This window comes from Streptomyces sclerotialus, assembly GCF_040907265.1.
Taxonomy (GTDB): Bacteria; Actinomycetota; Actinomycetes; order Streptomycetales; family Streptomycetaceae; genus Streptomyces; species Streptomyces sclerotialus.
Map to the genome: position 1 here is coordinate 6,837,849 of NZ_JBFOHP010000002.1, position 26,560 is coordinate 6,864,408.

22 protein-coding genes and 1 pseudogene are annotated in these 26,560 nt (G+C 71.3%); 10 read left to right on the forward strand and 13 right to left on the reverse strand.

What is annotated here, in order from left to right; all coding sequences use genetic code 11:
* Nucleotides 1-57: 57 nt before the first annotated feature.
* Nucleotides 58-1,485: a family 2B encapsulin nanocompartment shell protein gene (locus AAC944_RS30090; protein WP_030622069.1), complete on the reverse strand. Its 1,428-nt coding sequence runs from the start codon at nucleotides 1,483-1,485 to the stop codon at nucleotides 58-60.
* A gap of 415 nt (nucleotides 1,486-1,900) precedes the next feature.
* Here AAC944_RS30090 and AAC944_RS30095 point away from each other — a divergent pair, with 415 nt between their 5' ends.
* Both AAC944_RS30095 and AAC944_RS30100 read left to right on the forward strand, forming a co-directional pair.
* Nucleotides 1,901-2,953 carry a chitinase gene (locus AAC944_RS30095; protein WP_030622068.1) on the forward strand — a complete coding sequence of 351 codons (1,053 nt, stop codon included), beginning with the start codon at nucleotides 1,901-1,903 and terminating at the stop codon, nucleotides 2,951-2,953.
* A 92-nt stretch (nucleotides 2,954-3,045) separates the two neighbouring features.
* Entirely contained in the window at nucleotides 3,046-3,894 is an 849-nt protein-coding gene (locus tag AAC944_RS30100) for a sugar phosphate isomerase/epimerase family protein (RefSeq protein ID WP_030622067.1), read from the forward strand.
* A 51-nt stretch (nucleotides 3,895-3,945) separates the two neighbouring features.
* On the opposite strand, the gene AAC944_RS30105 is transcribed toward AAC944_RS30100, so the two are convergent.
* The 4 genes from AAC944_RS30105 to AAC944_RS30120 are packed head-to-tail and all read right to left on the reverse strand — an operon-like array spanning nucleotide 3,946 to nucleotide 7,980.
* Nucleotides 3,946-4,965: a Gfo/Idh/MocA family protein gene (locus tag AAC944_RS30105; protein ID WP_030622065.1), complete on the reverse strand. Its 1,020-nt coding sequence runs from the start codon at nucleotides 4,963-4,965 to the stop codon at nucleotides 3,946-3,948.
* Entirely contained in the window at nucleotides 4,962-5,966 is a 1,005-nt protein-coding gene (locus AAC944_RS30110) for a Gfo/Idh/MocA family protein (RefSeq protein ID WP_030622064.1), read from the reverse strand. Before AAC944_RS30110 ends, AAC944_RS30105 begins: the two co-directional genes overlap by 4 nt.
* A gap of 14 nt (nucleotides 5,967-5,980) precedes the next feature.
* Entirely contained in the window at nucleotides 5,981-6,775 is a 795-nt protein-coding gene (locus AAC944_RS30115) for an SDR family oxidoreductase (RefSeq protein WP_030622063.1), read from the reverse strand.
* A gap of 26 nt (nucleotides 6,776-6,801) precedes the next feature.
* On the reverse strand, nucleotides 6,802-7,980 hold the full coding sequence (locus AAC944_RS30120) for a phytanoyl-CoA dioxygenase family protein (RefSeq protein WP_030622062.1): 1,179 nt from the start codon (nucleotides 7,978-7,980) through the stop codon (nucleotides 6,802-6,804).
* Between the two features lie 137 nt (nucleotides 7,981-8,117).
* On the opposite strand from AAC944_RS30120, the gene AAC944_RS30125 reads away from it, so the two are divergent.
* Both AAC944_RS30125 and AAC944_RS30130 read left to right on the forward strand, forming a co-directional pair.
* Nucleotides 8,118-9,164: a LacI family DNA-binding transcriptional regulator gene (locus AAC944_RS30125; RefSeq protein WP_368396507.1), complete on the forward strand. Its 1,047-nt coding sequence runs from the start codon at nucleotides 8,118-8,120 to the stop codon at nucleotides 9,162-9,164.
* Nucleotides 9,161-9,952: a sulfite exporter TauE/SafE family protein gene (locus AAC944_RS30130; protein ID WP_030622060.1), complete on the forward strand. Its 792-nt coding sequence runs from the start codon at nucleotides 9,161-9,163 to the stop codon at nucleotides 9,950-9,952. The genes AAC944_RS30125 and AAC944_RS30130 overlap by 4 nt, the downstream gene beginning before the upstream one ends.
* A gap of 335 nt (nucleotides 9,953-10,287) precedes the next feature.
* On the opposite strand, the gene AAC944_RS30135 is transcribed toward AAC944_RS30130, so the two are convergent.
* Both AAC944_RS30135 and AAC944_RS30140 read right to left on the reverse strand, forming a co-directional pair.
* Nucleotides 10,288-12,858, reverse strand: a complete 2,571-nt coding sequence (locus tag AAC944_RS30135; RefSeq protein ID WP_030622059.1) for an ABC transporter permease — start codon at nucleotides 12,856-12,858, stop codon at nucleotides 10,288-10,290.
* Nucleotides 12,859-12,984: 126 nt separating this feature from the next.
* A complete protein-coding gene (locus AAC944_RS30140; RefSeq protein WP_030622058.1) occupies nucleotides 12,985-13,752 on the reverse strand; it encodes an ABC transporter ATP-binding protein in 768 nt (255 codons plus the stop codon).
* A gap of 226 nt (nucleotides 13,753-13,978) precedes the next feature.
* Between AAC944_RS30140 and AAC944_RS30145 the strand changes: the two genes are divergently transcribed.
* A complete protein-coding gene (locus AAC944_RS30145; RefSeq protein WP_051872258.1) occupies nucleotides 13,979-15,592 on the forward strand; it encodes a sensor histidine kinase in 1,614 nt (537 codons plus the stop codon).
* 4 nt (nucleotides 15,593-15,596) lie between these two features.
* On the forward strand, nucleotides 15,597-16,325 hold the full coding sequence (locus AAC944_RS30150) for a response regulator (RefSeq protein WP_030622056.1): 729 nt from the start codon (nucleotides 15,597-15,599) through the stop codon (nucleotides 16,323-16,325).
* 76 nt (nucleotides 16,326-16,401) lie between these two features.
* Here the strand turns inward: AAC944_RS30150 and AAC944_RS30155 are convergent, their stop codons facing one another.
* Nucleotides 16,402-17,616: an MFS transporter gene (locus AAC944_RS30155; protein WP_030622054.1), complete on the reverse strand. Its 1,215-nt coding sequence runs from the start codon at nucleotides 17,614-17,616 to the stop codon at nucleotides 16,402-16,404.
* Between the two features lie 420 nt (nucleotides 17,617-18,036).
* On the opposite strand from AAC944_RS30155, the gene AAC944_RS30160 reads away from it, so the two are divergent.
* Nucleotides 18,037-18,420, forward strand: a complete 384-nt coding sequence (locus tag AAC944_RS30160) for a hypothetical protein (RefSeq protein WP_196943245.1) — start codon at nucleotides 18,037-18,039, stop codon at nucleotides 18,418-18,420.
* 61 nt (nucleotides 18,421-18,481) lie between these two features.
* Here the strand turns inward: AAC944_RS30160 and AAC944_RS30165 are convergent, their stop codons facing one another.
* From AAC944_RS30165 to AAC944_RS30180, 4 genes are all read right to left on the reverse strand, one after another.
* Nucleotides 18,482-18,832: a sterol carrier protein domain-containing protein gene (locus AAC944_RS30165; protein ID WP_368396508.1), complete on the reverse strand. Its 351-nt coding sequence runs from the start codon at nucleotides 18,830-18,832 to the stop codon at nucleotides 18,482-18,484.
* A 27-nt stretch (nucleotides 18,833-18,859) separates the two neighbouring features.
* Nucleotides 18,860-19,315, reverse strand: coding sequence for a putative GNAT family N-acetyltransferase (locus AAC944_RS30170; RefSeq protein WP_368396509.1), 456 nt, complete (start codon nucleotides 19,313-19,315; stop codon nucleotides 18,860-18,862).
* A 117-nt stretch (nucleotides 19,316-19,432) separates the two neighbouring features.
* Nucleotides 19,433-19,768, reverse strand: a complete 336-nt coding sequence (locus AAC944_RS30175; protein WP_368396510.1) for a GNAT family N-acetyltransferase — start codon at nucleotides 19,766-19,768, stop codon at nucleotides 19,433-19,435.
* A 338-nt stretch (nucleotides 19,769-20,106) separates the two neighbouring features.
* Nucleotides 20,107-20,457, reverse strand: a complete 351-nt coding sequence (locus AAC944_RS30180) for a helix-turn-helix transcriptional regulator (RefSeq protein WP_030622051.1) — start codon at nucleotides 20,455-20,457, stop codon at nucleotides 20,107-20,109.
* Between the two features lie 178 nt (nucleotides 20,458-20,635).
* On the opposite strand from AAC944_RS30180, the gene AAC944_RS30185 reads away from it, so the two are divergent.
* The 3 genes and pseudogenes from AAC944_RS30185 to sucB form a co-directional block, all read left to right on the forward strand.
* Nucleotides 20,636-21,346 (forward strand): ANTAR domain-containing protein, encoded by a 711-nt coding sequence (locus AAC944_RS30185; protein ID WP_051872257.1) that lies wholly within the window; start codon nucleotides 20,636-20,638, stop codon nucleotides 21,344-21,346.
* Between the two features lie 638 nt (nucleotides 21,347-21,984).
* Nucleotides 21,985-24,642, forward strand: a complete 2,658-nt coding sequence (gene aceE, locus AAC944_RS30190; protein ID WP_030622048.1) for a pyruvate dehydrogenase (acetyl-transferring), homodimeric type — start codon at nucleotides 21,985-21,987, stop codon at nucleotides 24,640-24,642.
* A 41-nt stretch (nucleotides 24,643-24,683) separates the two neighbouring features.
* A pseudogene (gene sucB / locus AAC944_RS30195) lies at nucleotides 24,684-25,646 on the forward strand (2-oxoglutarate dehydrogenase, E2 component, dihydrolipoamide succinyltransferase); the annotation flags it as partial.
* Nucleotides 25,647-25,685: 39 nt separating this feature from the next.
* Here the strand turns inward: sucB and AAC944_RS30200 are convergent.
* Nucleotides 25,686-26,366 (reverse strand): GntR family transcriptional regulator, encoded by a 681-nt coding sequence (locus tag AAC944_RS30200; RefSeq protein ID WP_030620405.1) that lies wholly within the window; start codon nucleotides 26,364-26,366, stop codon nucleotides 25,686-25,688.
* Between the last annotated feature and the right edge of the window lie 194 nt (nucleotides 26,367-26,560).

Sequence of the window (26,560 nt, forward strand, 5' to 3'; positions counted from 1 at the left end):
GTCTCCCCTGCTCAGGGCGCGCCGCCACCAGGGCGGGGCCGGGAGTGCGGCGGGGCGTCAGTCGGCCGGCCGGGCGACCTCGACGTTCTCCAGCACGCCGAGGGCGTCGGGGACCAGTACGGCCGCGGAGTGGTAGGTGCTGACCAGGTAGGAGATGACGGCCTGGTCGTTGATGCCCATGAACCGTACGTTCAGGCCCGGCTCGTACTCGTCCGGGATGCCGGTCTGGCGCAGGCCCACCACGCCCTCGGCCGCCTCGCCGGTACGCATCGCGAGGATCGCGGAGGTGCCCTGGGGCGTGACCTCGATCTTGCCGCACGGGAAGATCGGTACGCCGCGCCAGGAGGGGATGCGGTGGCCGTTGACGTCGGTGTCGCCGAAGTAGAGCCCGCGCTTGTTGCACTCCCGGCCGAAGGCGGCGATGGTGCGCGGGTGCGCGAAGAAGTACCTCGTCTGGCGCCGCATGCTCAGCAGCTCGTCCATGTCGTCCGGGGTGGGCGGGCCGGAGCGGGGCGAGATGCGCTGGCTGTGGTCGGCGTTGTGCAGCAGCCCGAACTCGCGGTTGTTCACCAGCTCGTGTTCCTGGCGTTCGCGCAACGCCTCGATGGTCAGCCGCAGTTGCTGCTCGACCTGGTTCATCGGGTCGTTGTAGAGGTCGGCGACCCGGCTGTGCACCTTCAGCACGGTCTGCGCGACGCTCAACTGGTATTCGCGGGGCTCCAGTTCGTAGTCCACGAACGTGCCCGGCAGCACGGGCTCGCCGGTGTGCCCGGCGGCGAGCGCGACATCGGCCTCGCCGCGCCTGTTCTGCGGCCGTTGCCCCTCGGCCTGGCGCCGCTGGACGTGGTCGCGCAGCCGCTCGTGCTGCCCGGCCACTTCCTCGTACGCCTGGCGCGGCAGGGCCAGCACCGTGCAGGCGGTCACCGCACGCGCCGTGAATTCCCAGCTGCCGGGCTCGGCACCGATCACCTGACCACCGAAGAACCCGCCGTCGGCGACGACGCCGAGCCGGGTCTGCTCGCCGTACTTGCCGGTCCCGAGGCGCTCCACCTTGCCGTGTGCGATCAGGAGGACCTGGTCGGCGGGCTGCCCCTCCTCGGCGATCACCTGGCCCGGCTCGTACTCCCGCTGCTGGAACCGCTCGGCCAGGGCGCGCAGCGCCTCGGGGTCGTCGAAGCCGCGTAACAGCGACAGTTCCCCCAGTTCCGCGGGGACGACCCGGACATCGGCGCCCTCCTGGACGAAGGTCACCCGGCCGTCACCGACCGCGTACACCAGGCGCCTGTTGACCCGGTACGTACCGCCGCTCACCTCGACCCACGGCAGCATGCGCAGCAGCCAGCGCGAGCTGATGCCCTGCATCTGCGGCACGGTCTTGGTGGTGGTCGTCAGATTCCGTGCGGCGGCGACGCCGAGGCTCAACTGCGCCCGGCCTCCGTTCTGTTCCGGCTGCCCTTGCTGTTCCGGCGTCTGGGCGGTGGTCATCCCAAGGTCCCTTCCCGCGGTGTCGGTCACGCGTGCGGCATCGGCAGCGCGTACGGCATCGGTGACGCGTACGGCATCGATATCGCGTGCAGCACAAGAAGCCCCGTGCGGGTTGCCTCGGCACCGGAGCCCGGCCGCTCAAGTGAAGCAGCGGGCAACGAAGCCGGTCGACAGTCCAGGCGGAGCACGCAGCGCGATTGAGTCACCCCGGCGGGCCGCCCGGAAGTCGGCGAACTCCGGGCACCGGCACCCTGACGGCGGGGCGCGGGCGCGCCGAGAACGGCGGGAATCCTTCGCGGCCCGGCCGCCGCAAGTGGTCCAGACCCATTGACCTCAGGTCTGGACCAATCTACGGTGTGGCCACTCATCCCGGCCGTGACGCTCCCCCACCCGTCGCGGCAAGAGAGGACACCCCATGATCGGTAAGGCCCTCCGACTGCTGGGTACTGGACTTGCGCTCGTTCTCGCCGCGCAGCTTCCGGCTGCCGCCGCACCCGCCGTGCCGCAGGCCGACACCTGCCCGGTGAAGTCCCGCCCCACCGGCAAAGTGCTGCAGGGGTACTGGGAGAACTGGGACGGCGCGGCCAACGGCGTCCACCCCGGCCTCGGCTGGATCCCGATCACCGACCCGCGCATCGGCGCCCACGGTTACAACGTGATCAACGCGGCGTTCCCCGTGATCCGTTCGGACGGCACCGTCCTCTGGGAGGACGGCATGGACGCCACGGTGAAGGTCGCGACGCCCGCCGAGATGTGCCAGGCGAAGGCGAACGGCGCCACGCTCCTGATGTCCATCGGCGGCGCCGCGGCCGGTATCGACCTCAGCTCCGCCGCGGTCGCCGACCGGTTCGTCGAGACCATCGTGCCGATCCTGAAGAAGTACAACTTCGACGGCATCGACATCGACATCGAGACCGGCCTCACCGGCAGTGGCAACATCAACCAGCTCTCGGCCTCGCAGTCCCACCTGATCCGCATCATCGACGGCGTCCTCGCCCGGATGCCCTCGAACTTCGGCCTGACCATGGCCCCCGAGACCGCTTACGTCACCGGCGGCAGCGTGACGTACGGCTCGATCTGGGGCGCGTACCTCCCCGTCGTCAAGAAGTACGCGGACAACGGGCGCCTGTGGTGGCTCAACATGCAGTACTACAACGGCAGCATGTACGGCTGCTCCGGCGACTCCTACTCCGCCGGCACGGTCGCCGGGTTCACCGCGCAGACGGACTGCCTGAACAAGGGGCTGGTAGTCCAGGGCACCACCATCAAGGTCCCCTACGACAAGCAGGTACCGGGCCTGCCCGCGCAACCGGGCGCGGGCGGCGGCTACCTGACCACCAGTCAGGTAGCGCAGGCCTGGAACACCTACGGCAACCGCCTGAAGGGACTGATGACCTGGTCCCTCAACTGGGACGGCTCCAAGGGCTGGACCTTCGGCGACAACGTCAGGGCACTCCAGGGCCGCTGACACCGGCGTAGGCGCGGGCCGGCACTGCGGGTGCGCTGAAGGGCCGGCACTGTGAGTGCGCCGATGTCGTCCGCTGAGGGAGAGCACCGGATATGACCACCGAGGACCTGCTGGCCACCTGCTGGACCACCGCGGGCGCCGCCGCGCCCGACTCGCGCGACCAGCGCAGCCCGCTGAGGCTGCGGGAGCGGGCGGAAGCGGCGGGTGCCGCCGGGTTCACGGGCTTCGGCCTGCTCTACGCGGACCTGGTGGAGGCCGAGCGTACGTACGGGCTCCCGGGCGTCCGCGCTCTCTTCGAGGACAACGGGCTCGTGCACGTGGAGCTGGAGTTCCTGCTGGACTGGTGGACCGAAGGACCCCGGCGTGCCGCGTCGGACGTGGTGCGCCGGGACCTCCTGCGGGCCGCGGAGACGCTCGGCGCGCGCCACATCAAGGTCGGCCCCGATGTCGGGGACGGGCCGTGGGACCTCGACGTGTGGGCCGAGGAGTTCGCCGGCCTGGCCGCACAGGCGGACGGTGTGGGAGCCCGGCTCGGGATCGAGTTCCTGCCCTGGTCCAACATCAGGACCGTGCGCGACGGGCTGGAACTCGTCGCGGCGGCCGGTCACCCGGCGGGCGGCCTCATCATCGACGTCTGGCACACCGAACGCGCGCAGACCCCGCCGGCCGATCTGGCGGACGTACCTGCGTCACGCATCGTGGGCGTGGAGCTCAGCGACGCGGACAGCGAGGTCGTCGGCACCCTCGTCGAGGACACGGTCCGGCACCGCCGGCTGTGCGGCGAGGGCTCCTTCGCGCTGCCGGACCTCGTCACCGCGCTCCGCACGGCCGGCTGGAACGGACCCTGGGGAGTGGAGATCCTCTCCGACGCACACCGTGCGCTGCCGGTGCGTCAGGCCGCCGACGCGGCGTACCGGACCGCCGCTGAACTGCTGCGGTAGGCGGCAAGGGGGGCGGGACGGCACCGCGGCCGACCCGCTCCCCGCTGTCCCTCACCCCGTGGCCGGAAGGACCGTACGCGGCCGGACCGGGAACCCGGCCGCCCGGTAACAGCCGTCGATGAGCGCCATGGTGGTCAGCGCGTCCTCGGCACCGAGGACCGGCGGCGCGCCATGGCGCAGGTGCGCCGCGAACGCGTCGAGCTGGTAGGCGTACGAGGACCGGCGCCCGAGCTCCTCGGTGCGTTCGCCGGCGGCCGTGCGCACGGTGATCCGGTCGTCCTGGTGCGGCAGTACGAAGTCGGCCGCGGTGGCCTCGCCCCGCGTCCCCACGATCCGGCAGCTCGCCTGCCACGAGTCGTACGCCATGTGGCAGCGGACGCTGCCGGTCGCGCCGCCCGGGAACTCCAGGTCGGCGTCGAGCCATTCGTCGACCCCGGGCGCATCGGCCCGTTCGCCACCGCGCGCGGTGACCAGCCGTGGCGCGCCGCCCGCCCACGGAGCGAGCATCCGCTGGGCGTGCAGGCCGTAGCAGCCGAGGTCCATGAGGGCACCGCCCGCCAGCGGCAGCGACCAGCGCACATCGCTCTCCGCCGGCGCGGGCATCGCCACCACGGTCTCCACGTGCCGTAGTTCGCCCAGCTCCCCGCTGTCCAGCAGTGCGTGCAGCCGGCGGGTGACCGGGTGGAACAGGTAGTGGAAGCCCTCCATGAAGACGGTGCCCGCCCCGGCCGCCGCCTTCTGGACCTCGGCGGCCTCCGCCGCGTTGCTCGCGGACGGCTTCTCGGTCAGTACGTGCTTGCCCGCGGCCAGCGCCGCCAGGTTCCACGGCCCGTGCAGGCCGTTCGGCAGCGGGTTGTAGACGACCTCGACCTCCGGGTCGGCGATGAGGTCGGCGTACGAGCGGGCCACCCGCTCGACACCGTGCTGCCGCGCGAAGGCGGTGGCTCTGGCGTGGTCGCGGGCGGCCACGGCGACGAGGCGGTGGCCGGCCGTACGGGCCGGTGTGACGAGGGCCCGCTCGGCGATGCGGGCCGCGCCGAGGATGCCGATACGCATGGGCTCGTCCGTCATGCGGCACGCACCTCGTCGATCGTCACGGGTCGGTGCTCGCGCAACGACAGGGTGCACGCTTCCGCGATCCAGCTCGCTTCGACGGCGTCGGCAACGGTGCAGGGGGAGGGCCGGGCACCCGCGACGACCTCGGTGAAGGCGGTGAGTTCGGCGCGGTAGGCGGCGGCGAAGCGGTCCATGAAGAACTGGTGCGGGGGACCGCCGGGGAAGGTGGCGCCGGGCTCGGCGGAGCGCAGCGGCAGTTTGTCCTCCAGGCCCACGGCGATGCTGTCCTTCATGCCGTGCAGTTCCAGGCGCACGTCGTAACCACGGGCGTTGTGACGCGTGTTGGAGACGACGGCGATCGTCCCGTCGTCGAGGGTGAGCAGCGCCGAAGCGGTGTCGACGTCGCCGGCTGCGGCGATGAAGTCCGCGCCACGGTTGCCGCCGGCGGCGTACACCTCCGTGACCTCGCGGCCGGTGACCCAGCGGACGAGGTCGAAATCGTGCACGCTGCAGTCGCGGAAGATGCCGCCGGAGACCGCCACGTACGCGGGCGGCGGGGGCGCCGGGTCCAGCGTGGTGGACCGTACGGTGTGCAGCGGGCCGAGTTCGCCGCTCAGCACGGCCGCCCGCGCGGACGTACAGCCCGCGTCGAACCGCCGGTTGTAGCCGATGTGCACCTCGACGCCGCTGCCCTCGACCGCGCGCAGCACCGCCAGGCTCTCCTCGGTGCCGCGGGCCACCGGCTTCTCGCAGAAGACGGGGATACCGGCCTTGACGGCAGCGAGGATCAGCTCCGGATGTGCGTCGGTCGCGGCGGCGATGACGACGCCGTCGACACCGGCGGCGAGTACCGCCTCGGGGGAGTCGGCCGGGGTGGCTCCGAACCGCTCTGCCGCGGAGGCGGCGGTCGCGGCCACCGGGTCGGTGACCACCAGCGAGTCCACCACGTCCAGCCCGGACAGGGTCTCCGCGTGGAACGAACCGATGCGGCCCAGCCCCATGATGCCCATGCGCATGAAATGACGCCCTTTCAGCCCCGAGGGCCGGTCTGGTCGAGTCCGCCGACGACGTTCTGGTCCCAGTCGATGACCGAGCCGGTCACCACACCACTGCGGTCGGAGAGCAGGAGGACGACGAAGTCGGCGATCTCGTCCACCTGGCCGAGTCTGCCCATCGGCTGTGCCCGGGCGGCCTTCTCGCGCCAGTCGTCGCCCGCGCCGTGGTAGGCGCGCTGGGTCGCGTCCTCGCCCTCGGTGTCCGTCCAGCCGATGTTGAGGCCGTTGATACGGATGCGGTCCCAGCGGTGGGCGTGCGCGGCGTTCTTGGTCAGTCCGGCGAGACCGGCCTTGGCGGCGGAGTACGGAGCCAGGTGGGGCGGCCCGCCGTGCGCGCAGTTGGAGCCGACGTTGACGATGGTGCCCGGCGCCTTCCGGCCCTTCATGTCCGCCACCGCGGCCTGCATGGCGAAGAACGGCGCCCGCAGATTGACCGCCATATGCGCGTCGAACAGCTCCGGCGTCGTGTCCAGCAGCGAACCGCGGGAGGTCAGCCCGGCGGCGTTGACCAGGCAGTCGATGCGCCCGTGTGCCCTCACCGTGTGCGTGACGCTGCCCCCCGCCTGTACCGGGTCCGCCAGGTCGGCCCGCAGGAAGCGCGCGCCCGTGTCCGCGGCGAGCTTCTCGCCGACCTCGCTCCGGCGTCCGGTGAAGACGACGGTCGCGCCTTCGCGTACGGCCGCCCGGACGACGCCCGCGCCGACGCCCTGGCTGCCGCCGTTGACGAGGACGACCCGGTCGTTGAGCAGAGGGGTGTCGAGCAGTCCCATGTGCTGTCTCTCCTTCGGTCCTGGCGTCAGCTCCGGCGGCGCTTCGCGCCGGCCCGCAGTTCCTGGCGGAGCCGGCCCGGGGCCCACTCCTCGGCCACGGCCTGCCGGACGGTGTCCGCCTGGGAGGGCGGAGCGAGCCCGCCGACCGGCGGATCGAGGTCCAGGTTGGTGGGGAAGGGATACCCCTCGGCCATGACGGTGACCACCCGGCGCAGCCAGTCCTCACCGGCCCCCTCGGCCTTGCGGCGCAGCAGCACCGGGAAGACCGCGTCGACCATCGCCTCCCGGTCGACGGTCTCCATCGCGCGCCCGAAGGCGGAGGAGACCTGGAGCAGGTTGGCCATCCGCCTGATGTCCGCCGAGCGGTTGCGGCCCGCGGCGTGGAAGAGCGCGGGGTTGAAGAACACCGCGTCGCCCTTGAGCAGCGGGAGCTGGACGTGGTGGTCATCGAAGTACGCGACGAACTCCGGGCGCCGCCAGGCGAGGTAGCCCGGTTCGTACTTCTGCGAGTGCGGCAGGTAGAGCGTCGGTCCCGACTCGACCGGCATGTCGCAGTGGGCCACCGCGCCCTGCAGGGTCAGGACGGGGGAGAGGCGGTGGACGTGCGCCGGGTAGGCCGCGGCCTGCTCCTGGGTGAGGAAGCCGAGGTGGTAGTCGCGGTGTACCTGCTGGGCGGCGCCGCCGGGGTTGACCACGTTGATCTGCGAGGTCACCTGGTACGCGGGGCCGAGCCAGGCCTCGGCCACCAGTGCCAGCATGTCGTTGGCGTAGTAGTCGGCGAACGCCTCCGGTTCCCGGACGGCCATCTTGTCCAGCGCGTTCCAGACCCGGTCGTTGGCGCCCGGCGCGGCGAAGTGGTCGCCGCGCGCCCCGCCCGCCGCACGCTCCTCCTCGATCAGCGCGTCGAAGGCCGCTGACGCCCGGTCCACGACGGCGGCATCCGTGAAGGCGCGCTGGAGGACCACGATGCCGGGGCCGTCGAGAAGGGCCCGGACCAGCTCCTCCTGTACGGCACGGCGCCCTTCCGGAGTGCCGGTGAGATCACGCAGCCGGGCGCTGTCGTACAGGGGCACGTTCTGCTCGATCCCCTCGGCGGAGGGATGCTCGCCGGGATCGGTGCGCTGCTCGACCAGCGAACGGAACGACTCCAGATCGCAGTCGTCCTCGCTCAGCCACGCACGTGATCCCGCATCCGTGAGGGACATGACGGTCCTTTCGCCGTGCTTGCCTTCCTGTCAGTCTGATCAACTCGTCAACCTCATACAATCCTCATCGAGCCATCAAAAAGCCCTCACGTCTCCTCGAGGCCCCTCAAGGCCTCCAACGATTCCTGGAAAGAGTCATGCGGCATCCCTATCCGATCAGGGAGATCGCCCGTCAGGCCGGACTGAGCGAGGCCACCGTGGACCGGGTCCTCAACGACCGGGGCGGCGTACGGGAGAGCACCGTCATGGAGGTGCACCAGGCGGTCAGGGACCTGGAGCGGCAGCGGACGCAGGTGCGGATCGGCGGCCGCACGTTCATGATCGACATGGTGATGCAGGCGCCGGAACGGTTCTCGTCCGCGGTGCGCGCCGCGCTGGAGGCCGAACTGCCCGCCCTGCGCCCGGCGGTGGTGCGTGCCCGCTTCCACTTCCGGGAGACCGGGCGGGTGTGTGAGCTGGTCGCGACGCTGGACAGGATCGGTGAGCGTGGTTCGCAGGGCGTCGTCCTCAAGGCGCCGGATGTCCCGGAGGTCGTCGCGGCCGTCGGCCGGCTGACGGCCGCCGGCATCCCCGTCGTCACGCTGGTCACCGATCTGCCCGGCAGTGCGCGCCGCGCGTACGTGGGGATCGACAACCGGGCCGCCGGCACCACGGCCGCCTACCTCGTCGGCCAGTGGCTGGGCGAGCGTCCGGAGAACGTCCTCACCACCATCAGCCGGGGCTTCTTCCGGGGTGAGGAGGAGCGCGAGATGGGCTTCCGCAGCGCCATGCGCACCACCCAGCCGCACCGCACCCTGGTGGAGGTCACCGACAGCGACGGTCTGGACGCCACCCAGCGGGAGCTGGTCCTGGCGGCGCTGGAGCGCGATCCGGCCATCAACGCGGTCTACTCGATGGGCGGCGGGAACGCGGCGACCGTGGACGCCTTCGAGGACCTGGGCCGGGAGTGTGCGGTGTTCATCGCGCACGACCTCGACCAGGACAACACCCGGCTGCTGCGCGAAGGCCGCCTCTCCGCCGTCCTCCACCACGACCTCCGCCAGGACATGCGCCGCGCCTGCCAGATCATCATGCGGGCCCACGGAGCGCTGCCCGACGGAGGCCCACCGCTGCCCTCGGCCATCCAGGTGGTCACGCCGTACAACATGCCGCACACCATGCCGCCCGGGGGCCCGGTCATATGACAGAGCTGATCGCCGGACATCCGGCCCTCGCCTCCGCGGTGCTCCTCCTCGCTGCCGGGGTCGCCGCCGGACTCGCCGGCTCGATCGCCGGGCTCGCCTCGCTGTTCAGTTATCCCGCGCTGCTCGCCGCCGGCCTTCCGCCCGTCGCCGCCAACGTCACCAACACCGTGGCCCTCTTCTCCAACACCGTGGGCACCGCCGCCGGTTCGCGCGCGGAGCTCCGCGGCCAGCGCCGCCGACTCGTCCGGCTCGCCTGCATCGCCGCACTGGGCGGGGCGATCGGCGCCGCGCTGCTCCTCGGCACACCGTCGTCCGCCTTCGAGCTGGCCGTACCGTGGCTCATCGCCCTCGGCTCGGTGCTGATCCTGGCACGCGAACCCCTGCGGCGCCTGATCGCACGGCGCGGTACCGGCGGCACCGCCGTACCTCAACTTCCCATGGCGGCAGCGGTGTTGCTGGTCGGTCTGTACGGCGGCTACTTCGGCGCAGCGGCCGGCGTACTCATGCTGGCCGTGCTCTCCCTGTCGGCGGCCGAGCCGCTGCCGGTGACCAACGCCGTCAAGAACATCGTCACCGGCGCCGCCAACATCACCGCGGCCCTCGCCTACGCCTTCCTCGCCCCCGTCGACTGGGGCGCTGCGCTCATGCTCGGCCTCGGCTGCTTCGCGGGCGCCTGGATCGGCCCGGCAGTCGTCCGACGGGTCCCCGAAACCCCACTGCGGGTGGCGGTGGCCCTCGCCGGCCTCGGACTCGCCTGGAGCCTGTGGCGCGACGCCACCGCCTCATGAGCGAGGACGCGGGGGGGGGGGGCGGGTGCTTGCCGTGGCCCGCGCCTACGGGGAGCGGATGTCGGTTGTGCGCCGTGTCCCGCGCCCCTGTGGGTGCGGAGCCGTTGCATGTGAGGCCGTTTCCGGTGGGGTCGTGTCGTGTGGAGCCGTGGCGTGTGGGGCCGTTTCCGGTGGGGTCGTGTCGTGTGGAGCCGTGGCGTGTGGGGCCGTTTCCGGTGGGGTCGTGTCGTGTGGAGCCGTGGCGTGTGGGGCCGTTTCCGGTGGGGTCGTGTCGTGTGGAGCCGTGGCGCGTGAGGCCGTTTCCGGTGAGGGCGTGTCGTGCGGAGCCGTGGTGTTCATTCGGTGTTCGTACGTATGGCCCGCAGGATCGGTATGGCGGCGGCTCGGCGTCCTGGCCACAGGGAGGCGAGTACCCCGATCGCGGCGGTCGCGGCGAAGAACACCAGCAGTCGGCCCCACGGCATGACCAGGACGGCGCCCTCCTGACTCGCGACGGCCGCCGCGCCGACCGCACTGCCGGCCAGGAGACCGAGCCCCGATCCCAGCAGGGACACCACCACCGACTCCAACCGGAGCAGGGAGCCGACGCCGCGGCGGTCCAGGCCGATGGCGCGCAGCATGCCGACCTCCCGTATGCGTTCGAACACGGCCATGCCCATGGTGTTGGCCACGCCCAGGGCTCCGATCACCACCGTGACGCTCAGCATGGCGTACATGGTGGTGAGCATGGGCGCGTAGGCACGCGCGGCTTCCCGGCCCGCGTCGGCGTGGTCCTGCACGAGCAGGGCCGGGTTGTCGAGGGCCTGACGTATCTCCTCCTTCAACGCACCGAGGTGGCCGGGCTCCGCCTCCACCAGGACTGACGTCAGTGCGGCGGCGGGCAGCCCGCCCGGCCCGGTGCGGCCTGCTGAGGGCAGGGCATCGGTGGGCAGCAGCGCGGGGGACAGGGCTTCGGGACCGTCGTAGACCGCGACGATGCGGTGGCCGGCCGTGTCAGCCGCGCCGGCCTTCTCGCCGCTCTCCCCGGAACTCAGGTCCAGGGCTCCGGTCACCCGGTCGCCGACCTGCCAGCCGTGTGCCGCGGCGGTCTCGGCGGTGACGGCGATGCCCTGGCCGAGGCGGTCCAGTGAGCCCTCGCGCACGGTGATGCCGTCGATCCGGCCGACCGCGCCCGGGTCGATGGCCGTGGCAGGGAGGAAGGACCCGTCGGCGAGTTCCAGCGGCGCGTCCACGGTCGGGGTGACGGCTGCCACGTGCGGCAGCCGGGCGACGCGGTCCGCCGTGTCGTCACCGATCTCGGCGAAGTCGACCGCGGTGATCCGCAGATCCGTCGGCATGCCGGCTTCCGCCTCCCGCTCGGCCATGGCACTCAGCGAGTACAGGGCCACGGTGACGGCGCTGATCAGGGTGAGACCGACGGTCAGAGCGGTGGCGGTGGCGGCCGTACGCCGCGGATTGCGGCGCACGTTGGCCAGCGCGAGCGTGCCCCGCACACCGGCCAGCCGGATCATCGGGGTACGCAGCAGCCGGGTGACACCCAGCGCGAGCAGCGGGGTGAGGATCATCAGCCCGGCCAGCAGGACCGGCACGGCGAGGGCGAAGAGGTCGGTGCTGCCGGTGGCGGCGAGGACGAGCAGCACGCCTGCCGCGGTGACCGCGAACCCGATGCGGTGACGGCGGCGCAACGAGGCGCTGGTCGGGGGCACGGACGTACGCAGTGCCGCCACCGGAGGCACGGCGGCGGCCCGGCGCGCGGGGACGTAAGCGGAGAGGCAGGTGACGCCGATGCCGACACCGAAGGCGGCCAGCAGTGGGGTGGGAGAGAGGGGCCGCAGCGGTGCGGCGGCGGTGGCCACGTCGCCGGTGGCACCGAAAAGGCTCCCCAGCGCGGTGGCGACGCCGATGCCCGCCGCATACCCCGCGAGGGAGGCGACCGCTCCGACCAGGACCGCTTCGGTCAGCGCCATCCGCAGGACGTAGCGGCGGGTGGCCCCGATGGCACGCAGCAGGGCGTGCTCGCGAGCCCGGGCGGCGCTGAGCATGGCGAAGGTGTTGCCGACCAGGAAGCTGGAGATGAGCAGGGCGATACCTGCGAAGATCAGCAGCAGCGTGCCGAGCTTCTTGCTGTCCGGGCTGTCGGCGGCCTCGGCGTCCAACTGGGCCCGGGTGACCGCCTGGAGCCCCGACGGCAGCAGCTTCGCGGCACGCTCGGCCAGGACGGCGGGGGAGGTGCCGGAGGCGGCGGTCAGGGTGAGGGAGGCGTACGCGCCGGGTGCGGGCGCGAACTGCCGCCCGGCCGTGGCGTTGTCGAAAGCGGTGAGAGTGCCGCCGCCGGCGAGCCGCGGGTCATGTGCCGTGAAGACGCCGGCGAGCCGGACGTCGCGGACCTTGCCGTTCACGATGACGCGTACCTCGTCGCCCACCCGGTAGCCGGTGCTGTCGGCGGACTGCTGGTCGATGGCGACCTCGTCGGCGGAACGCGGCCCGCGCCCTGACGTCATCGGGTACCGCGGATCGGCGCCGTGGCGGTCCGGTACGTAGTTGACGCCTCCGCCGGCCGACGGAGAGCCGACCAGCTCGCCGTCCGGGCCGACGAGGAGCGCGCGCCCCTCCAGAGTGCCGCGCGCCGCCGCGGCACAGGGCAGCGCGGCCAGCCGTTCTCTCAAGTCCTCGTCCAGCGGCGGGGCGGCGTCGGAGGAGTGCGGTCCCGGAGCGTCCGGATCGGCGCGTACCTCGACGGACACATCGGGGCGCGAGGCAGCCTGTTCATCGGTCATCGCCTGCCGCAGGGACTGGCTGTAGAGCAGGGAACCGCTGACACAGGCCACACCGAGCAGGACGGCGAGGACGGGCAGCGCGAAACGCAACTTGTGGCGCCGCACGGAACGCAGGGCGGTACGGAACATCGGAGGCCTTCGGGAGAGGGAGGACGAGAGGTCAGGCGAGCGGGAGTCGAGGCCGTGGCCCGGCGGGGCGCGGCAATCGTGGCCCGGCGGGAGCGGCAGTCGTGGCCCGGCAGGTGCGACTCCGCGTCAGCGGGTGCCGGCCGGCTCACGGGCGTCCAGGGACTTCAGCCGGTCCAGTACGCCGTCCGCCGTGGGGCCGGCCATCTCGTCGACGATGCGGCCGTCGGCGAGGAAGAGGGCACGCTCGGCGTAGGCGGCGGCCACCGGATCGTGCGTGACCATCACGATGGACTGGCCGAACTCGCGCGCCGATATCTTCAGGAACGCCAGGACGTCGGCGCCCGCGCGGGAGTCGAGGTTTCCGGTGGGCTCGTCGGCGAAGACCACCGCGGGACGCGGGGCGAGCGCCCGGGCACAGGCGACGCGCTGCTGCTGCCCGCCGGAGAGCTGATCGGGCCGGTGGTCGAGGCGGTCGTTCAACCCGACCGCTGTCACCAGAAGGTCCAGCCACTCCGGATCGACGGTACGGCCGGCGAGGCGGGACGACAGGGTGATGTTCTCGCGAGCGGTGAGCGTGCTCAGCAGGTTGTACGCCTGGAACACGAACCCGACGCGCTCGCGCCGTACGCGGGTGAGCTGTCTGTCGTTCAGCGTGCCCAGCTCGATGCCGCCGATCCGTGCCGTACCGGAGGTCGGTGTGTCCAGGCCGGCCAGGCAGTGCATGAAGGTGGACTTGCCCGACCCGGAGGGTCCCATGATCGCGGTGAACTCCCCTTTGCGGAAGGCGGCCGAGACACCCTTGAGCGCCTCGACCCTTGTTTCGCCTTCCCCATAAACCTTGGTCAGGTTCTCGGCCGACGCCACCACCGGCGCGGTCTCGGGCTGCGTGGTCATGTCGCGGCTGTGCGTGATCATGGTCGACTCCGGCGGTTGCTCGTGCGAGGAAAGGTGCGAGCTCGTGCGGTGGCGGTGATCCGCCGGCACCTGCTCACCGATCATCGGACGCGGCCGGGGTCCGGCGAATCAGCCGGAACGCCGATCCGTCGCCGCCCCGCCGCCGCGGGCACTCGGCCGTTCGGCCGAGGCGGCGGCCCGGCCGGACGCCGTAGCGTTCCATGGCATGAACCACTTTTTCGGTGACCGGCCCCGCCTTCGGCAGGCTCTGCGCTGCCTGGCGGCGGGCGTCCTGCTCGTCGGCCTCGTGCTGGAGGGGCTCGACACCCACTCCGTGCTGGTGGCAGCGGCCTGGATCGTCTCCGGCGGACTGTCCCTGGCGGCCCTTGCCGTACCCCGTCACCGCTTCACGCTGGTCGGCTTCGCCGCTGTGGCGGCCTCCTGCCTGGTGACCTTGGTGAACGCGCAGCTTGGACAGCGACCGGACGTCACCTTCGGCTTCATAGAACTGTGCGCACTGCTGCTGAACATCGCCCGTGCGTTGTGGCAGCGTCCGCTGCTCCCGGCATCGGTGCTGGCGTTGGGCGTGGCGGTCACCACCACCGTGATCATGTTCCGGCTGCCCGCCGAGCAGTGGCCCACCGTAGGCACCTTCGTCGTCCCCCTCATCTGGTTCGGGGCGCTGCTCATGGCGGGGCTCGGCCTCTACCTCCGTCTCCTGGACACCCTCCGGGCGCGTGAGCACGACGCCGGTCTCCAGGCCCAGCGGCTGGAATACGCCCGAGAACTGCACGACTTCGTGGCTCATCACGTCACCGCGATCATCGCCCAGACCAAGGCCGTACGGTTCGCCTCCGCCGCGGGCAACGCCCCGGAGCCGGAGGAGCTGGACCGGATGCTGGCCGGCATCGAAAAGGCCGGGTCGCAGGCGATGGACTCGATGCGCAGCATGGTCTCCGTACTACGCGACAGCGGCCGGACCGCCGCCACCCGCCCCGCCGGTGACCTCGGCACACTGCGCGAGCTCACGGCCGACTTCTCCGCCACCGGCCCGGCCGCCACGCTGGCGCTCGACCCCCGGCTCGCCGACCACGGCCTGCCGCCCGGCACCAGCACCACCGTGCACCACGTGGTGCGCGAGGCGCTGACCAACGTCCGTAAGCACGCCCAGGGAACGACCGCCGTGACCATCGACGTCCGCCTGCGCGACGACGTCACCCCGCAACGGCTCCAGGTGTCGGTGACCGATGACGGGCGGGGCCGGACCGCACGCGCCGAACACCTCGTACGAACGGGCCGGGACGCCGACGGCCGCAAGTCCGACGGCCACAAGTCCGACGGCCGCAAGTCCGGCAGCCACAAGTACAGCGGCCGCAAGCCTGACGGCCACAAGGCTGACGACTGCCTGGGAAAGGAGCATGACCTGGGAAAGTACGACCTGGAGAAGCACGACCTGGAGAAGGAGGACAACCTGAGAAACCTGAGAAACGAGTACGCCCCGGAGAAGGGGTACGCCCCGGAGAAGGGCTACGGCCCGGAGAAGGGGTACGCCCCGGAGAAGGGCTACGGCCCGGAGAAGGAGTACGGCCCGGAAAATGGCTACGGCCTCATTGGGCTGGCGGAGCGGGTCGAAGCACTCGGCGGGCAGCTCACCGCCGGCCGGCGGGGCGGTACCGGCTGGACCGTCTGCGCGGATGTTCCCTTCTCATCCGCATCCCTCCGAACCTCACCCGCGTCTTTCCGAAGCTCACCCGCATCCCTTCGGAGCTCATCCGCATCCCTCCGGAGCTCACCCGCGTCCCTCCGGACCGCCGCCGACGACGACACTCTGCGACCCTGACGGCATGACGATCAGGCTGCTCATCGCCGACGACCAGGAAATGATCCGCTCCGCCTTCCGCATGATCCTCGACTCCCAGCCGGACATGGAGGTCGTCGCCGAAGCGGCCGACGGCACCGCGGCCGTCGAGGAGGCGCGGCGGCTGCGCCCCGACGTATGCCTGCTCGACATCCGTATGCCGGGCCTCGACGGACTGGAGGCCACCCGGCTCCTGGCGGGTCCAGGAGCGCAGCAACCGTTGAACGTCCTCATCGCCACCACCTTCGACCTGGACGAGTACGTCTACCGGGCGCTGCGCAACGGTGCCTGCGGTTTCCTCCTGAAGGACGGCTCCCCGGCGCTCCTCGTCGAGGCCGTACGCGCGGCAGCCTCGGGCAACGCCATGATCTCCCCCTCCATCACCGTCCGCCTCCTGCAGCACATGACTCCCCCCGACACCGCTTCCGGGCCGAACGGCGCGGAGGGGAGGGCCGCCCGGGGCGGGTCCCGGTCGCCGGAGCCGACGCCGGCCCAGGGGACCGCCCGCCCCACCGAACCCCTGACCCCGCGGGAGACCGACGTCGTCCGGCTGGTCGCCCGAGGCCGCACCAACGAGGAACTGGCCGCCGAACTGTACGTGTCCCTCTCCACGGTCAAGACCCACCTGGGCAGCATCCAGCGCAAGCTCGCCGCCCGGAACCGCGTCGAAATCGCCGCCTGGGCCTGGGAGAACGGCATATGCAACGGCGGCTGATCGCAACTGTCCGCGGCCCGGGCGTCCAGCGTGGCCGGATCGCAGCGCCCGCAATGTCTGACCGCGAGGTTCCTCTTCAGCCGTCCTCGCGGGGTGTGACCACGGTGGCTGCCAGCGCGCAGACGCCGGCGAGGACGAATGCGGGTGCGTACCCGGTGGCCGTGATCAGGGCACCGGCGACCGGCGGGGTCAGCGAAGCGGTGAGGTTCTGCCCGGTGTTCTGTACGCCCATGGCGCGCCCGGCCCAGTCGGACCCGGCCAGTTCGGCGACCTGGGTGAAGGACAGGCCGTTGGTACTGGCGGACAGGCCGCACGTGAGTACCAGTACGACCCCTGCCGCCCAGCCCGGCCGGACGGCACACACGGCCAGACAGAGCGACAGCACCCCTACGACGCACGCCAGTTGACGCATCGGGCGCAAACGGCTGCCTATCCGGTCCGACCACCGGCCCACGCCGATCCGGCAGGCCGCTCCCGTCAGTTGGCCCAGCGCCATCAGCCGTCCGGCGTCCGTCGCCGACCAGTGCAGTACGTCGGTCAGGAAGACCAGCCCGAACGCGCCGGCGGTGAACTGCGGCCACACCATCAGCGCGCTGCCGCCATGGGTCCGCCACAGCCGGGGATCGCGGTACGGGTTCGCGGTGCGCCGCCCGGTCTTCTCCGCAGCCGTGGCCCGTGGCGGATCCACGACGAACAGGGCGACCAGCACCGTCACCGCGCCGGTGAGCGCCGCGGCGAAGCCGAGCGCGCCGAGAACACCGCTGTGCGCGGCCAGGGGCGGCATCACCAGTGCCGCCAGGCCCATGCCGAGGGGCGTGGAGGTCTGCCGTACCCCCATCGCCAGCCCGCGCTGCCGCGCCGAGAACCAGCCCAGTACCACCCGGCCGCTGGCCGCGGACACCGAAGCCCCGGCGGCGCCCGCCGCGACGAACATCGCTCCCCATGCCACGGGGCCGTGTGCCAGGAGGGTGCCGAGCAGGGCGAGCGTCATCAGCCCCAGCCCGGTGGTCAGCACACGGCGCTCCCCGTACCGGTCGGCGGCGGCACCCCACAGGACCAGCGTGAGAAGCAGCCCGGCCGTCGGACAGGCCACCAGGAGGCCCGACTGGGTCAGCGTCAGGCCGTCCTTTTCGCGCAGCGTGGGTACGAGGTAGGGCACGCCGTAGACGAAGACGAACGACGCCGTCTGCGCCGCGGTCCCCAGTACGAGCATCAGCCAGGGCCGCCCGCGGCGGTTCTCGACGGGGCTTTCCGCTACGGAGGGCCCGGCGGACGGAACGGGGGAAGCCATGGCGCATGCTCCTCATCTGCGGTCGGAACGCGGTCAGCCGCCGGACCACGCCCATCCCGGCACCCAGCCCGACGCCCACTCAACCTACGCTCGCATCCGCATGCCAAGACACCTCGTCTCGCCTGGTGGTCAACGTAGTAGTCAACGTGATGGTCGCCAAGGCGGTTGCCAAGGTGGTCGCCAGGGCAAGCCGGTTCGCCTCGGTCGACCTCGGTCACCCCCTCGGGCGGCAGGCTGGCTGGGATGTGCCGTTTATGGCGGAAGGTGACCGTCTTTGGCGTCATGTGCGGGAAAACGTCTCCTCGGACGGAGTCGACGTTCGTAGGATCTCTCCGGGACGGGCGGGCGGTGGTGTTTCCCTCTCGTGGCTCGCCTGACTCACCTGGCTCACCTGACGGTTCACCGGAGGGATGTGACGGCATGCGCCGGTCAGCAGGTGCCGTGGCGGTGGTGTTGGCGGTCGCGCTGCTCGCGGGGTGCGACATGACGGAGGGGCAGGACCGGGCCGTGGGTTGTGCGCGGTTCGCGCTGGCCGTGTCCGACGCCATCGGGGACCTCGAGCATGCCGTACTGGAATCCGCCCTCGACCAGGAGGCGGACGCGGCGGTGGATGCTCTCGACGCGGCGGTCGCTGAACTCACGGAGCGGTCGTCCGGCGCGGAGGTGCGGGAGGCCGCCTCCGCCGTAGGCGCGGCGGCAGGCGAGGTGCGCGCGGCGCTCGCCCAGAACCGCGAGCCCGACCTGCGACCGCTGCGCAGCGCCGGCATGCAGTTGGTCAGGGCATGCCCCAACGGGGCGCGGTAGCGAGTCCGGAGGTCGGTACGTCAGCACGGTCGCGTAAGGCGCTGGGTCCATAGGCGGACGCTCAGTAGAGCGGGGAGGCCCAGCCGCCGGGGTACCAGGGTTCGCGTTCTCCGCGGAAGGCGGCCGAGGCGAGGCGCAGTGCGCCGGGACGCAGTTCCTCGACGAGGCCCGCGGCGGCGAGGCCCGCGGCGGCGAGGTCCGCGGCGGCGAGGGCCGCCGGTGTGCTGCCGCCGAGGAATGCGGCGCCCGGTTCCGCTGCCGTCATACGCAGGTCGGCGGGGGCGGACGTCGGCTCACAGCTGACGTTCTCGCCCTCCGCCCGGAGCCGGTGGCGCCCGGTGTTCCAGGGGCAGAAGGGATCTTGCACGTCCAGGACGAGGTCGACCGGCATCGCGTAACGCCGTCCTGCCAAGGCTCGGTCGATGTCGGCCGGCCGCACCTAGAGCCGATCGGTCAGGGTGGAGTGGACCGTCCGAGGCTCGGCGAGCAGGTGCGGCAGCGGTTCGTCCGCTGCGCCCTCGTACTCGATCCAGGCGGCCAGGTCGATCCCGGCGAGGAAGTGCCACAGCGCGGCGTACGACTGGAGCGAGAGAGCCGCCAGTTCCAGCACCTGCATTACACCGGTGCTGTCGCCGCCGTGTGCGTCGGGTACGGACCGGTGGCGGTAGAGCGCGTAGCCGGTGGCTCGGCCGTCGCTGTCCTGATGCACCGCGGAACGCAGGGACGTGGCCGTGCCGCGCGTCTGCGGCCGGTCGGCGAGGCGGACCCGCCAGTGGCTCTCCTGCCGGTCGGGCCGGCCGGCCGTCGCGGCTCGCGCCTCGTCGTGGACCTTCTCGTTGACGGGGCGGGACCGGTTGACGTCCGGCAACTGGACGGTTCCGTTGCCGAAATCCACGCTCGGGCGGAAGCGCAGGGCACGCCGGTCGCAGCGCAGCCGGTTCCCGAGCGTGGCGCGGCCGTAGCCGTAACGTCCGTAGATGCCGGCTTCGGAAGGCCGGAGTGCGGCGATCGGCTACCGGCCGTTCTCGTACAGCTCCGTCAGCTGCCGGCGCATCATCGAGGTGAGGAGGGCGCGGCGCCGGTGCGTCGGGGCCACGCCCACGAAGGCGACGCCCGCCACCGGCATGACGCCCCCGGGGACGGTCAGTACCCGGCTGCAGACGGAGGCACCGGCCACCGGCCGGTCTTCGTCGAACACGGCGAGGGTCCGCTCCAGCTCCGTCGCGGCCCGCTGGTCGGCCAGCTCCTCCTCGGAGCGGTCCGTGCCGTAGGTACCGGCGATCATCCGCGCCCAGGGCACGAACTCGTCGTCGGTGACACTGCGCAGCGGGTACGGAGGGTTGGCCATCCGGTCTGTGAACCGGAACACCGGGCTGCTCGGCGACTGCTTTTCGGCCGCCGCTCACGGGGGGCGGACCCTTCCCCGCGGCAGCTCACTGCGGCAGCTCGCTGCGGCAGGGCGCAGACACCGGACGACGCGGACACCGGACGAGGCGGAGTGACGCAGAGCGGGGAATCACCGTGCGGACGTGAATCACCGTGCGGACGTGAATCACCGTGCGGACGTGAATCACCGTGCGGACGTGAATCACCATGCGGACGTGAATCACCATGCGGGCGTGAATCACCGTACGGACGTGAATCACCGTACGGGCGCGAACACCGTACGGGCCCCGGGCGTCGGGGTCAGGTCCTGGCGTGGGAGCGGACGTTGGTGTCGGTGACCGGCGAGCGGTCGACCTCGTCCTGGACGAGCAGTGAGAGCAGCGCTGCCACGGTCAGACCGGATTCGGCCGGGTGGCGCAGCACCTTGCTCGGATCGATCCGGTACGTGTTCGTCCGTCCCTCCCGTGTGTGGGAGAGGTAGCCGTCCCGCTCCAGGTCGGAAATGATCTTCTGGACGGCGCGTTCGGTGAGGCGGCAGTGTACGGCGATGTCGCGGATGCGGGCACTGTGGTTGTCGGCAATGGCCGCCAGTACTCGGGCGTGATTGGTGACGAACGTCCATCCGGTGTGTGGCTCGGGCACTCCATCCATGTGCCAACTCTAGCGACCGAGCATACGCGCATTCAAAAGCACGTACTGAGTTTCAGGTATTTATTGACGTGTGTAGTCTGCGGAGGGCAGCCTGATACCGGCGGTCTGGCACAGACGAGGGAGAGAGGTCATGCCGGAGCCTGCGCACTCTGAGCAGTCCCTCGGCGGGGAAGCAGTCGTGCCCACGAGCCCCCGCACCCCGGCGTCGGTCCCGCCGGTGCCCGCGACGATCGGCATCGCACCGGACGGCGACCGGGTGAGCGTGTCGATACGGGGGGAGCTCGACCTGGATGCCGCCCAGCGGTTCCGGCCCGACCTGCGCCATGCCCTCGGCTACTCGGTCAGCGGCATCGACCTGCACCTGCGCGAGGTCGAGTTCTGCGACTGCTCAGGCCTCAATCTGCTGCTCAGCCTGCACCGGCGGGCCATGGAGCAGTGCAAGACAGTCACCATGCGTTCCGGGAGCCGGGCGGTCGAGCGGGTGCTCGACCTGACCGGCTCGCGGGAACTCTTCACGCCCCCGAACCCAGACGGCGAGACCATGACACATCCTGCCGCACCCGACGGCGGCCCCTGCGTGGGTACCGACCCCCACACCGGCCAGGACCTGCACACCCTGGTCGCCCAACTGCGGCGGGCCATGCAGACCCGGCCGACCATCGACCTGGCCCGGGGCATCCTGATGGCCTCCTTCAGTCTGAGCCCCGAAGCGGCCTGGCAGGTGCTGGTCACGGCTTCCCAGAACACCAACACGAAGCTGCACCGGCTGGCCCATGACCTGGTCGGCACCGTCCAGGGGGACGTGCTGCCCGCGGGTGTACAGGAACACCTCGCGGCCGCGGTCGCCAAGGCGAACCTGGACGGGAGATCGAACGGGTCGGGTCGGTGACCTCGGCGAATCCGATGGCTCCGGCGGCCGCCGTGGCTGCGGTGGCCCTGGCGGCCTCAGCGGCCCCGACGTCCCCGGCCGGTCTGGCCGTTCGCCGACAGCCTCACCGTTGTCGGTCTGACCGTTCGCCGACAGCCTGACGGTTGTCCGCCGTACCGTTGTCGGTCTGACCGTTCGCCGACAGCCTGACGGTTGTCCGCCGTACCGTCGTCGGCCGGACCTTTCGCCGACAGCCTGACCGACTTCCGACCGCCACCGCCCCGGGGCCCGGCCTGCCGAGCAGGCCGGGCCCCGGGGCGTTCGCCTTTCAAGAGGTTGCTGTGCGAGGTGACACGCGGAGGGCAAGCGAAGGCAAGCGAGCGCGAGGGGGCGGCGAGTGGCCCGTTTGATCGATCATCGATCATTACTCGGCGGTAGCTATTGACCGTGGCGATCGGCGGTCTCTACGTTCTGTTGTGCGGAACAGAGGTTCCGTAATTCGGAAGGCCAGGAAGTGAAGTCACCCATGTGGTGGCGCCAGTTGAGGTCGCCGTCGACCGGTCCACCCCCATCGCCGGCCGTCCGTCCGACCGCCGGAGATGCCGCGGAAGCGCGCGGCACCTCCGGTTCCTCACCCAGGAACGTGAAAGGGGATCACCGTGTCCCAGCTCGACCAACTGCCCGACAGCGACCCGGCCGAGGTCGCCGAGTGGCGCGAATCGCTGGACGGCGCCGCGCGCACCGGCGGTCCGCACCGGGCCGCCTACCTGCTGCGCCGCGTCGCGGAGCACGCCGAACGAAACGCCATCGGCCTTCCGCCGCTCCTGGAGACCCCGTACATCAACACCATCCCCACCGCCGCCGAGCCCGAGTACCCGGGCGACGAGGCCATGGAGGCGCGGATCACCGCCTGGAACCGGTGGAACGCGGCGGCGATGGTCACCCGCGGCAACCAGCGCGGCGGACTCGGCGGCCACATGGCCACCTTCGCCTCGGCGGCCTGGCTCTACGAGCTCGGATTCCAGCACTTCTTCCGCGGGAAGGAGGCGGACGGCAGCGGTGACCAGCTGTACGTACAGGGGCATGCGTCACCCGGGGTCTATGCCCGCGCGTTTCTCGAAGGCCGCCTGAGCGAAGGCCAGTTGGACCGCTTCCGGCAGGAGGCGGGCGGGCAGGGACTGCCGTCCTACCCGCACCCGCGGCGGCTGCCCTGGCTGTGGGAGTTCCCGACCGTATCGATGGGCCTCGGCCCGCTCTCCGCGATCTACCAGGCACGGTTCAACCGCTACCTCCACCACCGCGGCATCAAGGACACCTCGCACTCGCACGTCTGGGCGTTCCTGGGCGACGGCGAGATGGACGAGCCCGAGTCGACCGCCGCGCTGGCGCTCGCCGCGCGCGAGGGTCTGGACAATCTGACCTTCGTCATCAACTGCAACCTCCAGCGCCTGGACGGCCCCGTCCGCGGCAACTTCAAAATCGTGCAGGAACTGGAGCGGCAGTTCCGGGCCGCGGGCTGGCACGTCATCAAGTCGCTGTGGGGCCGGGCCTGGGACGACCTGCTCGGACAGGACACGGACGGCGCGCTCGTACGGCACCTCGGCAGCATCCCCGACGGGCAGTTCCAGACCTTCGCCGCCCGCGACGGTGCGTACATCCGTGAGCACTTCCTCGGCGGGCGGCCGGAACTGAGCCACCTCGGGGAGCGGCTCACCGACGCACGGCTGGAGGAGATCGTCGGCACGTCGCGGGCCGGCCACGAGCCGCGCAAGGTGTACGCCGCGTACCAGGCCGCCGTCGAGCACAAAGGTGCGCCGACCGTCATCCTGGCGCAGACCGTCAAGGGCTGGACGCTCGGCCCCGGCTTCGCATCACGCAACGCCAACCATCAGATGAAAAAACTGTCGGGCAAGGAGTTCCGGGCGATGCGCGACCTGCTCGAACTGCCGATTCCCGACAGCAGGTTGAACGACGAGCTGGTGCCGTACGCGCACCCGGGGGCGGACTCCCCCGAAATCGCGTACCTGAGGGAGCGGCGCGCCGCGCTGGGCGGCCCGGCCCCGGCCCGCAAGGTCACTCCGAAACCCCTCCCCATGCCCGCCGACAAGGCCTTCGACGCGCTGAAGAAGGGGTCGGGCAGTCAGGAGATCGCCACGACCATGGCGTTCGTCCGGCTGGTCAAGGACCTGATGCGGGACAAGGAGACCGGTAAGCGCTGGGTTCCCGTCGTCCCGGACGAGGCCCGTACCTTCGGCATGGAGTCGCTCTTCCCGAGTGCGGGGATCTACTCGCCGCTCGGCCAGACGTACGACCCGGTCGACCGCGATCAGCTCCTCTACTACAAGGAGGCCAAGAACGGTCAGATTCTCAACGAGGGAATCACGGAAGCCGGTTCGCTCGCCTCGCTGACCGCTGCCGCGACCTCGTACGCGACGCACGCCGAGCCGATGATCCCGTTCTACATCTTCTACTCGATGTTCGGATGGCAGCGGACGGCCGACCAGTTCTGGGCGCTGGGCGACCAGCTCGGCCGCGGTTTCGTGATCGGCGCGACGGCGGGGCGCACGACGATGACGGGGGAGGGCCTGCAGCATGCCGACGGCCACTCGCACCTCATCGCCTCCACCAACCCGGCCGCCGTCTCCTACGACCCCGCCTTCGCGTACGAGGTCGCGGTGATCGTCAAGGACGGCCTCCGCCGGATGTACGGCGAGAACGCCGAGGACGTCTTCTACTACCTGACGGTCTACAACGAGACCAAGGTGCAGCCGCCCATGCCCGAGGGACTGGACGAGCAGGGCATCCTGCGCGGCCTCTACCGGTACAAGGCGGCCGGGAACGCCGCCGGGGAAGCGCCGCGGCTGCAGCTGCTCGCCTCCGGTACGGCCATCCACTGGGCACTCGACGCCCAGGCGCTGCTGGCCGAGGACTGGAACGTGGCGGCCGACGTCTGGTCCGCGCCGTCCTGGACGGAGCTGCGCCGGGACGCCTTGGAGTGCGACGCCGCACGCCTGAAGGGCGAGGACCGGACGCCGTACGTGACCCGCGCGCTGGCCGGTGCCGAGGGCCCGGTCGTCGCGGTCAGCGACTGGATGCGGGCCGTACCGGACCAGATCGCCCCCTGGGTCGAGCAGGAGTGGGTGTCCATCGGTACGGACGGCTTCGGCCTGTCCGACAGCCGGGAGAACGCCCGCCGGTACTTCGGGGTGGACGCCCCGTCGATCGCCGTGCAGGCGCTGGCCACGCTGGCCCGGCGGGGCGAGGTCGACCCGGAGTCCGTACGGAAAGCCGTCAGGCACTACGGGCTGGAGGGCTGACCGTGAGCACGGACGTCACACCGCCGATGACCGCAGGTTCCGCCCCGTACGTCACCCCGGTCGTCCGCGGGCTGGCATCGGCGCACGGGGTCGCTCTCACCACGGTCCGGGGCACCGGCGTCGGTGGCCGCATCCGCAAGCAGGACGTCATCGCCGCCGCCGAGGCCGCGAAGACCGCCGCTCCGGCCCCCGGTGCAAGCACCGGCTCCACCGGAGCCGGCGCGCCCTCTGCCCCGGCCGCCTCCGCCGCGCCGAAGGCTCCGGTCCTGGAGGCCTCGCCGCTGCGTGGCCAGACGGTCAAGATGCCGCGGATGCGCAAGGTCATCGGCGACAACATGATGAAGGCCCTGCACGGCCAGGCGCAGCTGACCTCCGTGGTCGAGGTGGACATCACCAAGATCATGCGGATGCGTGAGAAGGCCAAGGCCGGCTTCGCCGCCCGTGAGGGCGTGAAGCTGTCGCCGATGCCGTTCTTCGTCAAGGCCGCGGTCCAGGCGCTGAAGGCCCACCCGGTCATCAACGCCCGGATCAACGAGGACGAGGGCACCATCACCTACTTCGACTCCGAGAACGTCGGAATCGCGGTGGACAACGAGAAGGGCCTGATGACCCCGGTCATCAAGGGCGCCGGTGACCTGAACATCGCGGGCATCGCGAAGAAGACCGCCGAGCTGGCCGGCAAGGTCCGCGAGAGCAAGATCAGCCCGGACGACCTGTCGGGTGCGAGCTTCACCATCTCCAACACCGGCTCGCGCGGTGCACTGTTCGACACCGTCATCGTGCCGCCGAACCAGGTCGCCATCCTGGGTATCGGTGCCACCGTCAAGCGTCCGGTGGTCGTGGACCACCCGGAGCTGGGCGAGACGATCGCGGTGCGCCACATGACGTACCTGTCGCTCTCCTACGACCACCGTCTGGTGGACGGCGCGGACGCCGCCCGCTACCTGACCACGGTCAAGCAGATCCTGGAGGCCGCCGAGTTCGAGGCGGAGCTGGGCAGCTGAACGGCTGAAAGACGAGCGCGGTCCGTCCCGCCGCGCTCGTCAGGCGTCGTTCCCGGGGGCCGAGGTCTGCAGGTTGGCCATGGCGCTGCTCATGTGGTCGTGCAGGATGGCCAGTGCGGCGTCGGTGTCCGCGCGTTCTATGGCGTCGACGATGGGTGCGTGGTGGGCGGCGGACATGGTGACCTTGCGCTGCTCGCCGGCGGCGCTCATCACGACGACGCGGGTGGGGCCCTCCAGGTGGCGCCACGTCGTCACCAGCATCGAGTTCCGGGAGAGCTCGCAGAGGAGAAGGTGGAAGGCGAGATCGGCCTCCACCTGGTCCTCCAGGCCGCCGGACGGACCGAAGGCCTTCTCCAGGCGGTGCAGCGCCTCGCGCAGCGCCGTCACCGCCGCAGCGCGGTCGGGGGAGGCGATGACCTGCGCGACGGCGAGGCCTTCGAGGGCTTCCCGCACCTGGAACAGCTCGCGCACTTCCCGCGGTGACAGGGCGCGGACCCGCAGCATGCCGCGGGCGCCGGCGACGACCAGCCCTTCCTGCTGCAGGTGACGCAGCGCCTCCCGCACGGTGCCGCGGCTGACGGACATACGCGAGGCGATCTCCACCTCGCCCAGGTGGTCGCCGGGGCGGTAACGGCCCGTGGTGATCGCGGCGCGCAAGGCGACCAACGCGCGCTCGCGCAACGTCGACCGGTCCAGATTCGGCAATGCCGGTACGGTCACGCCGTTTCCCCCTTCAGTGCTGTGCGGTGATGCCTGCGCGGATACGGCGGCCCGCGGTCCCGGGAAGTCTACTGTCAACAGTCAACGTCCGGCATCACGTCCGGCATCACGTCCGGCATGACGTCCGACCATGCGGACGTGGTGGTCATCGCGTGCCCGCGCCTCCTCCGTCGCCGCGGCAACCGCGTGTAACG

Excerpts from the sequence above, each read along its gene's own strand:
- AAC944_RS30090 (WP_030622069.1), bottom strand. The coding sequence starts at position 1,485 with ATGACCACCGCCCAGACGCCGGAACAGCAAGGGCAGCCGGAACAGAAC.
- AAC944_RS30160 (WP_196943245.1), top strand. The coding sequence starts at position 18,037 with ATGCGCCGGTCAGCAGGTGCCGTGGCGGTGGTGTTGGCGGTCGCGCTG.
- AAC944_RS30095 (WP_030622068.1), top strand. The coding sequence starts at position 1,901 with ATGATCGGTAAGGCCCTCCGACTGCTGGGTACTGGACTTGCGCTCGTT.
- AAC944_RS30180 (WP_030622051.1), bottom strand. The coding sequence starts at position 20,457 with ATGGATGGAGTGCCCGAGCCACACACCGGATGGACGTTCGTCACCAAT.
- AAC944_RS30140 (WP_030622058.1), bottom strand. The coding sequence starts at position 13,752 with ATGACCACGCAGCCCGAGACCGCGCCGGTGGTGGCGTCGGCCGAGAAC.
- AAC944_RS30150 (WP_030622056.1), top strand. The coding sequence starts at position 15,597 with ATGACGATCAGGCTGCTCATCGCCGACGACCAGGAAATGATCCGCTCC.
- AAC944_RS30120 (WP_030622062.1), bottom strand. The coding sequence starts at position 7,980 with ATGTCCCTCACGGATGCGGGATCACGTGCGTGGCTGAGCGAGGACGAC.
- AAC944_RS30100 (WP_030622067.1), top strand. The coding sequence starts at position 3,046 with ATGACCACCGAGGACCTGCTGGCCACCTGCTGGACCACCGCGGGCGCC.
- AAC944_RS30155 (WP_030622054.1), bottom strand. The coding sequence starts at position 17,616 with ATGGCTTCCCCCGTTCCGTCCGCCGGGCCCTCCGTAGCGGAAAGCCCC.
- AAC944_RS30130 (WP_030622060.1), top strand. The coding sequence starts at position 9,161 with ATGACAGAGCTGATCGCCGGACATCCGGCCCTCGCCTCCGCGGTGCTC.
- AAC944_RS30135 (WP_030622059.1), bottom strand. The coding sequence starts at position 12,858 with ATGTTCCGTACCGCCCTGCGTTCCGTGCGGCGCCACAAGTTGCGTTTC.
- AAC944_RS30145 (WP_051872258.1), top strand. The coding sequence starts at position 13,979 with ATGAACCACTTTTTCGGTGACCGGCCCCGCCTTCGGCAGGCTCTGCGC.
- AAC944_RS30175 (WP_368396510.1), bottom strand. The coding sequence starts at position 19,768 with ATGGCCAACCCTCCGTACCCGCTGCGCAGTGTCACCGACGACGAGTTC.
- AAC944_RS30115 (WP_030622063.1), bottom strand. The coding sequence starts at position 6,775 with ATGGGACTGCTCGACACCCCTCTGCTCAACGACCGGGTCGTCCTCGTC.
- AAC944_RS30105 (WP_030622065.1), bottom strand. The coding sequence starts at position 4,965 with ATGACGGACGAGCCCATGCGTATCGGCATCCTCGGCGCGGCCCGCATC.
- AAC944_RS30110 (WP_030622064.1), bottom strand. The coding sequence starts at position 5,966 with ATGCGCATGGGCATCATGGGGCTGGGCCGCATCGGTTCGTTCCACGCG.
- AAC944_RS30125 (WP_368396507.1), top strand. The coding sequence starts at position 8,118 with ATGCGGCATCCCTATCCGATCAGGGAGATCGCCCGTCAGGCCGGACTG.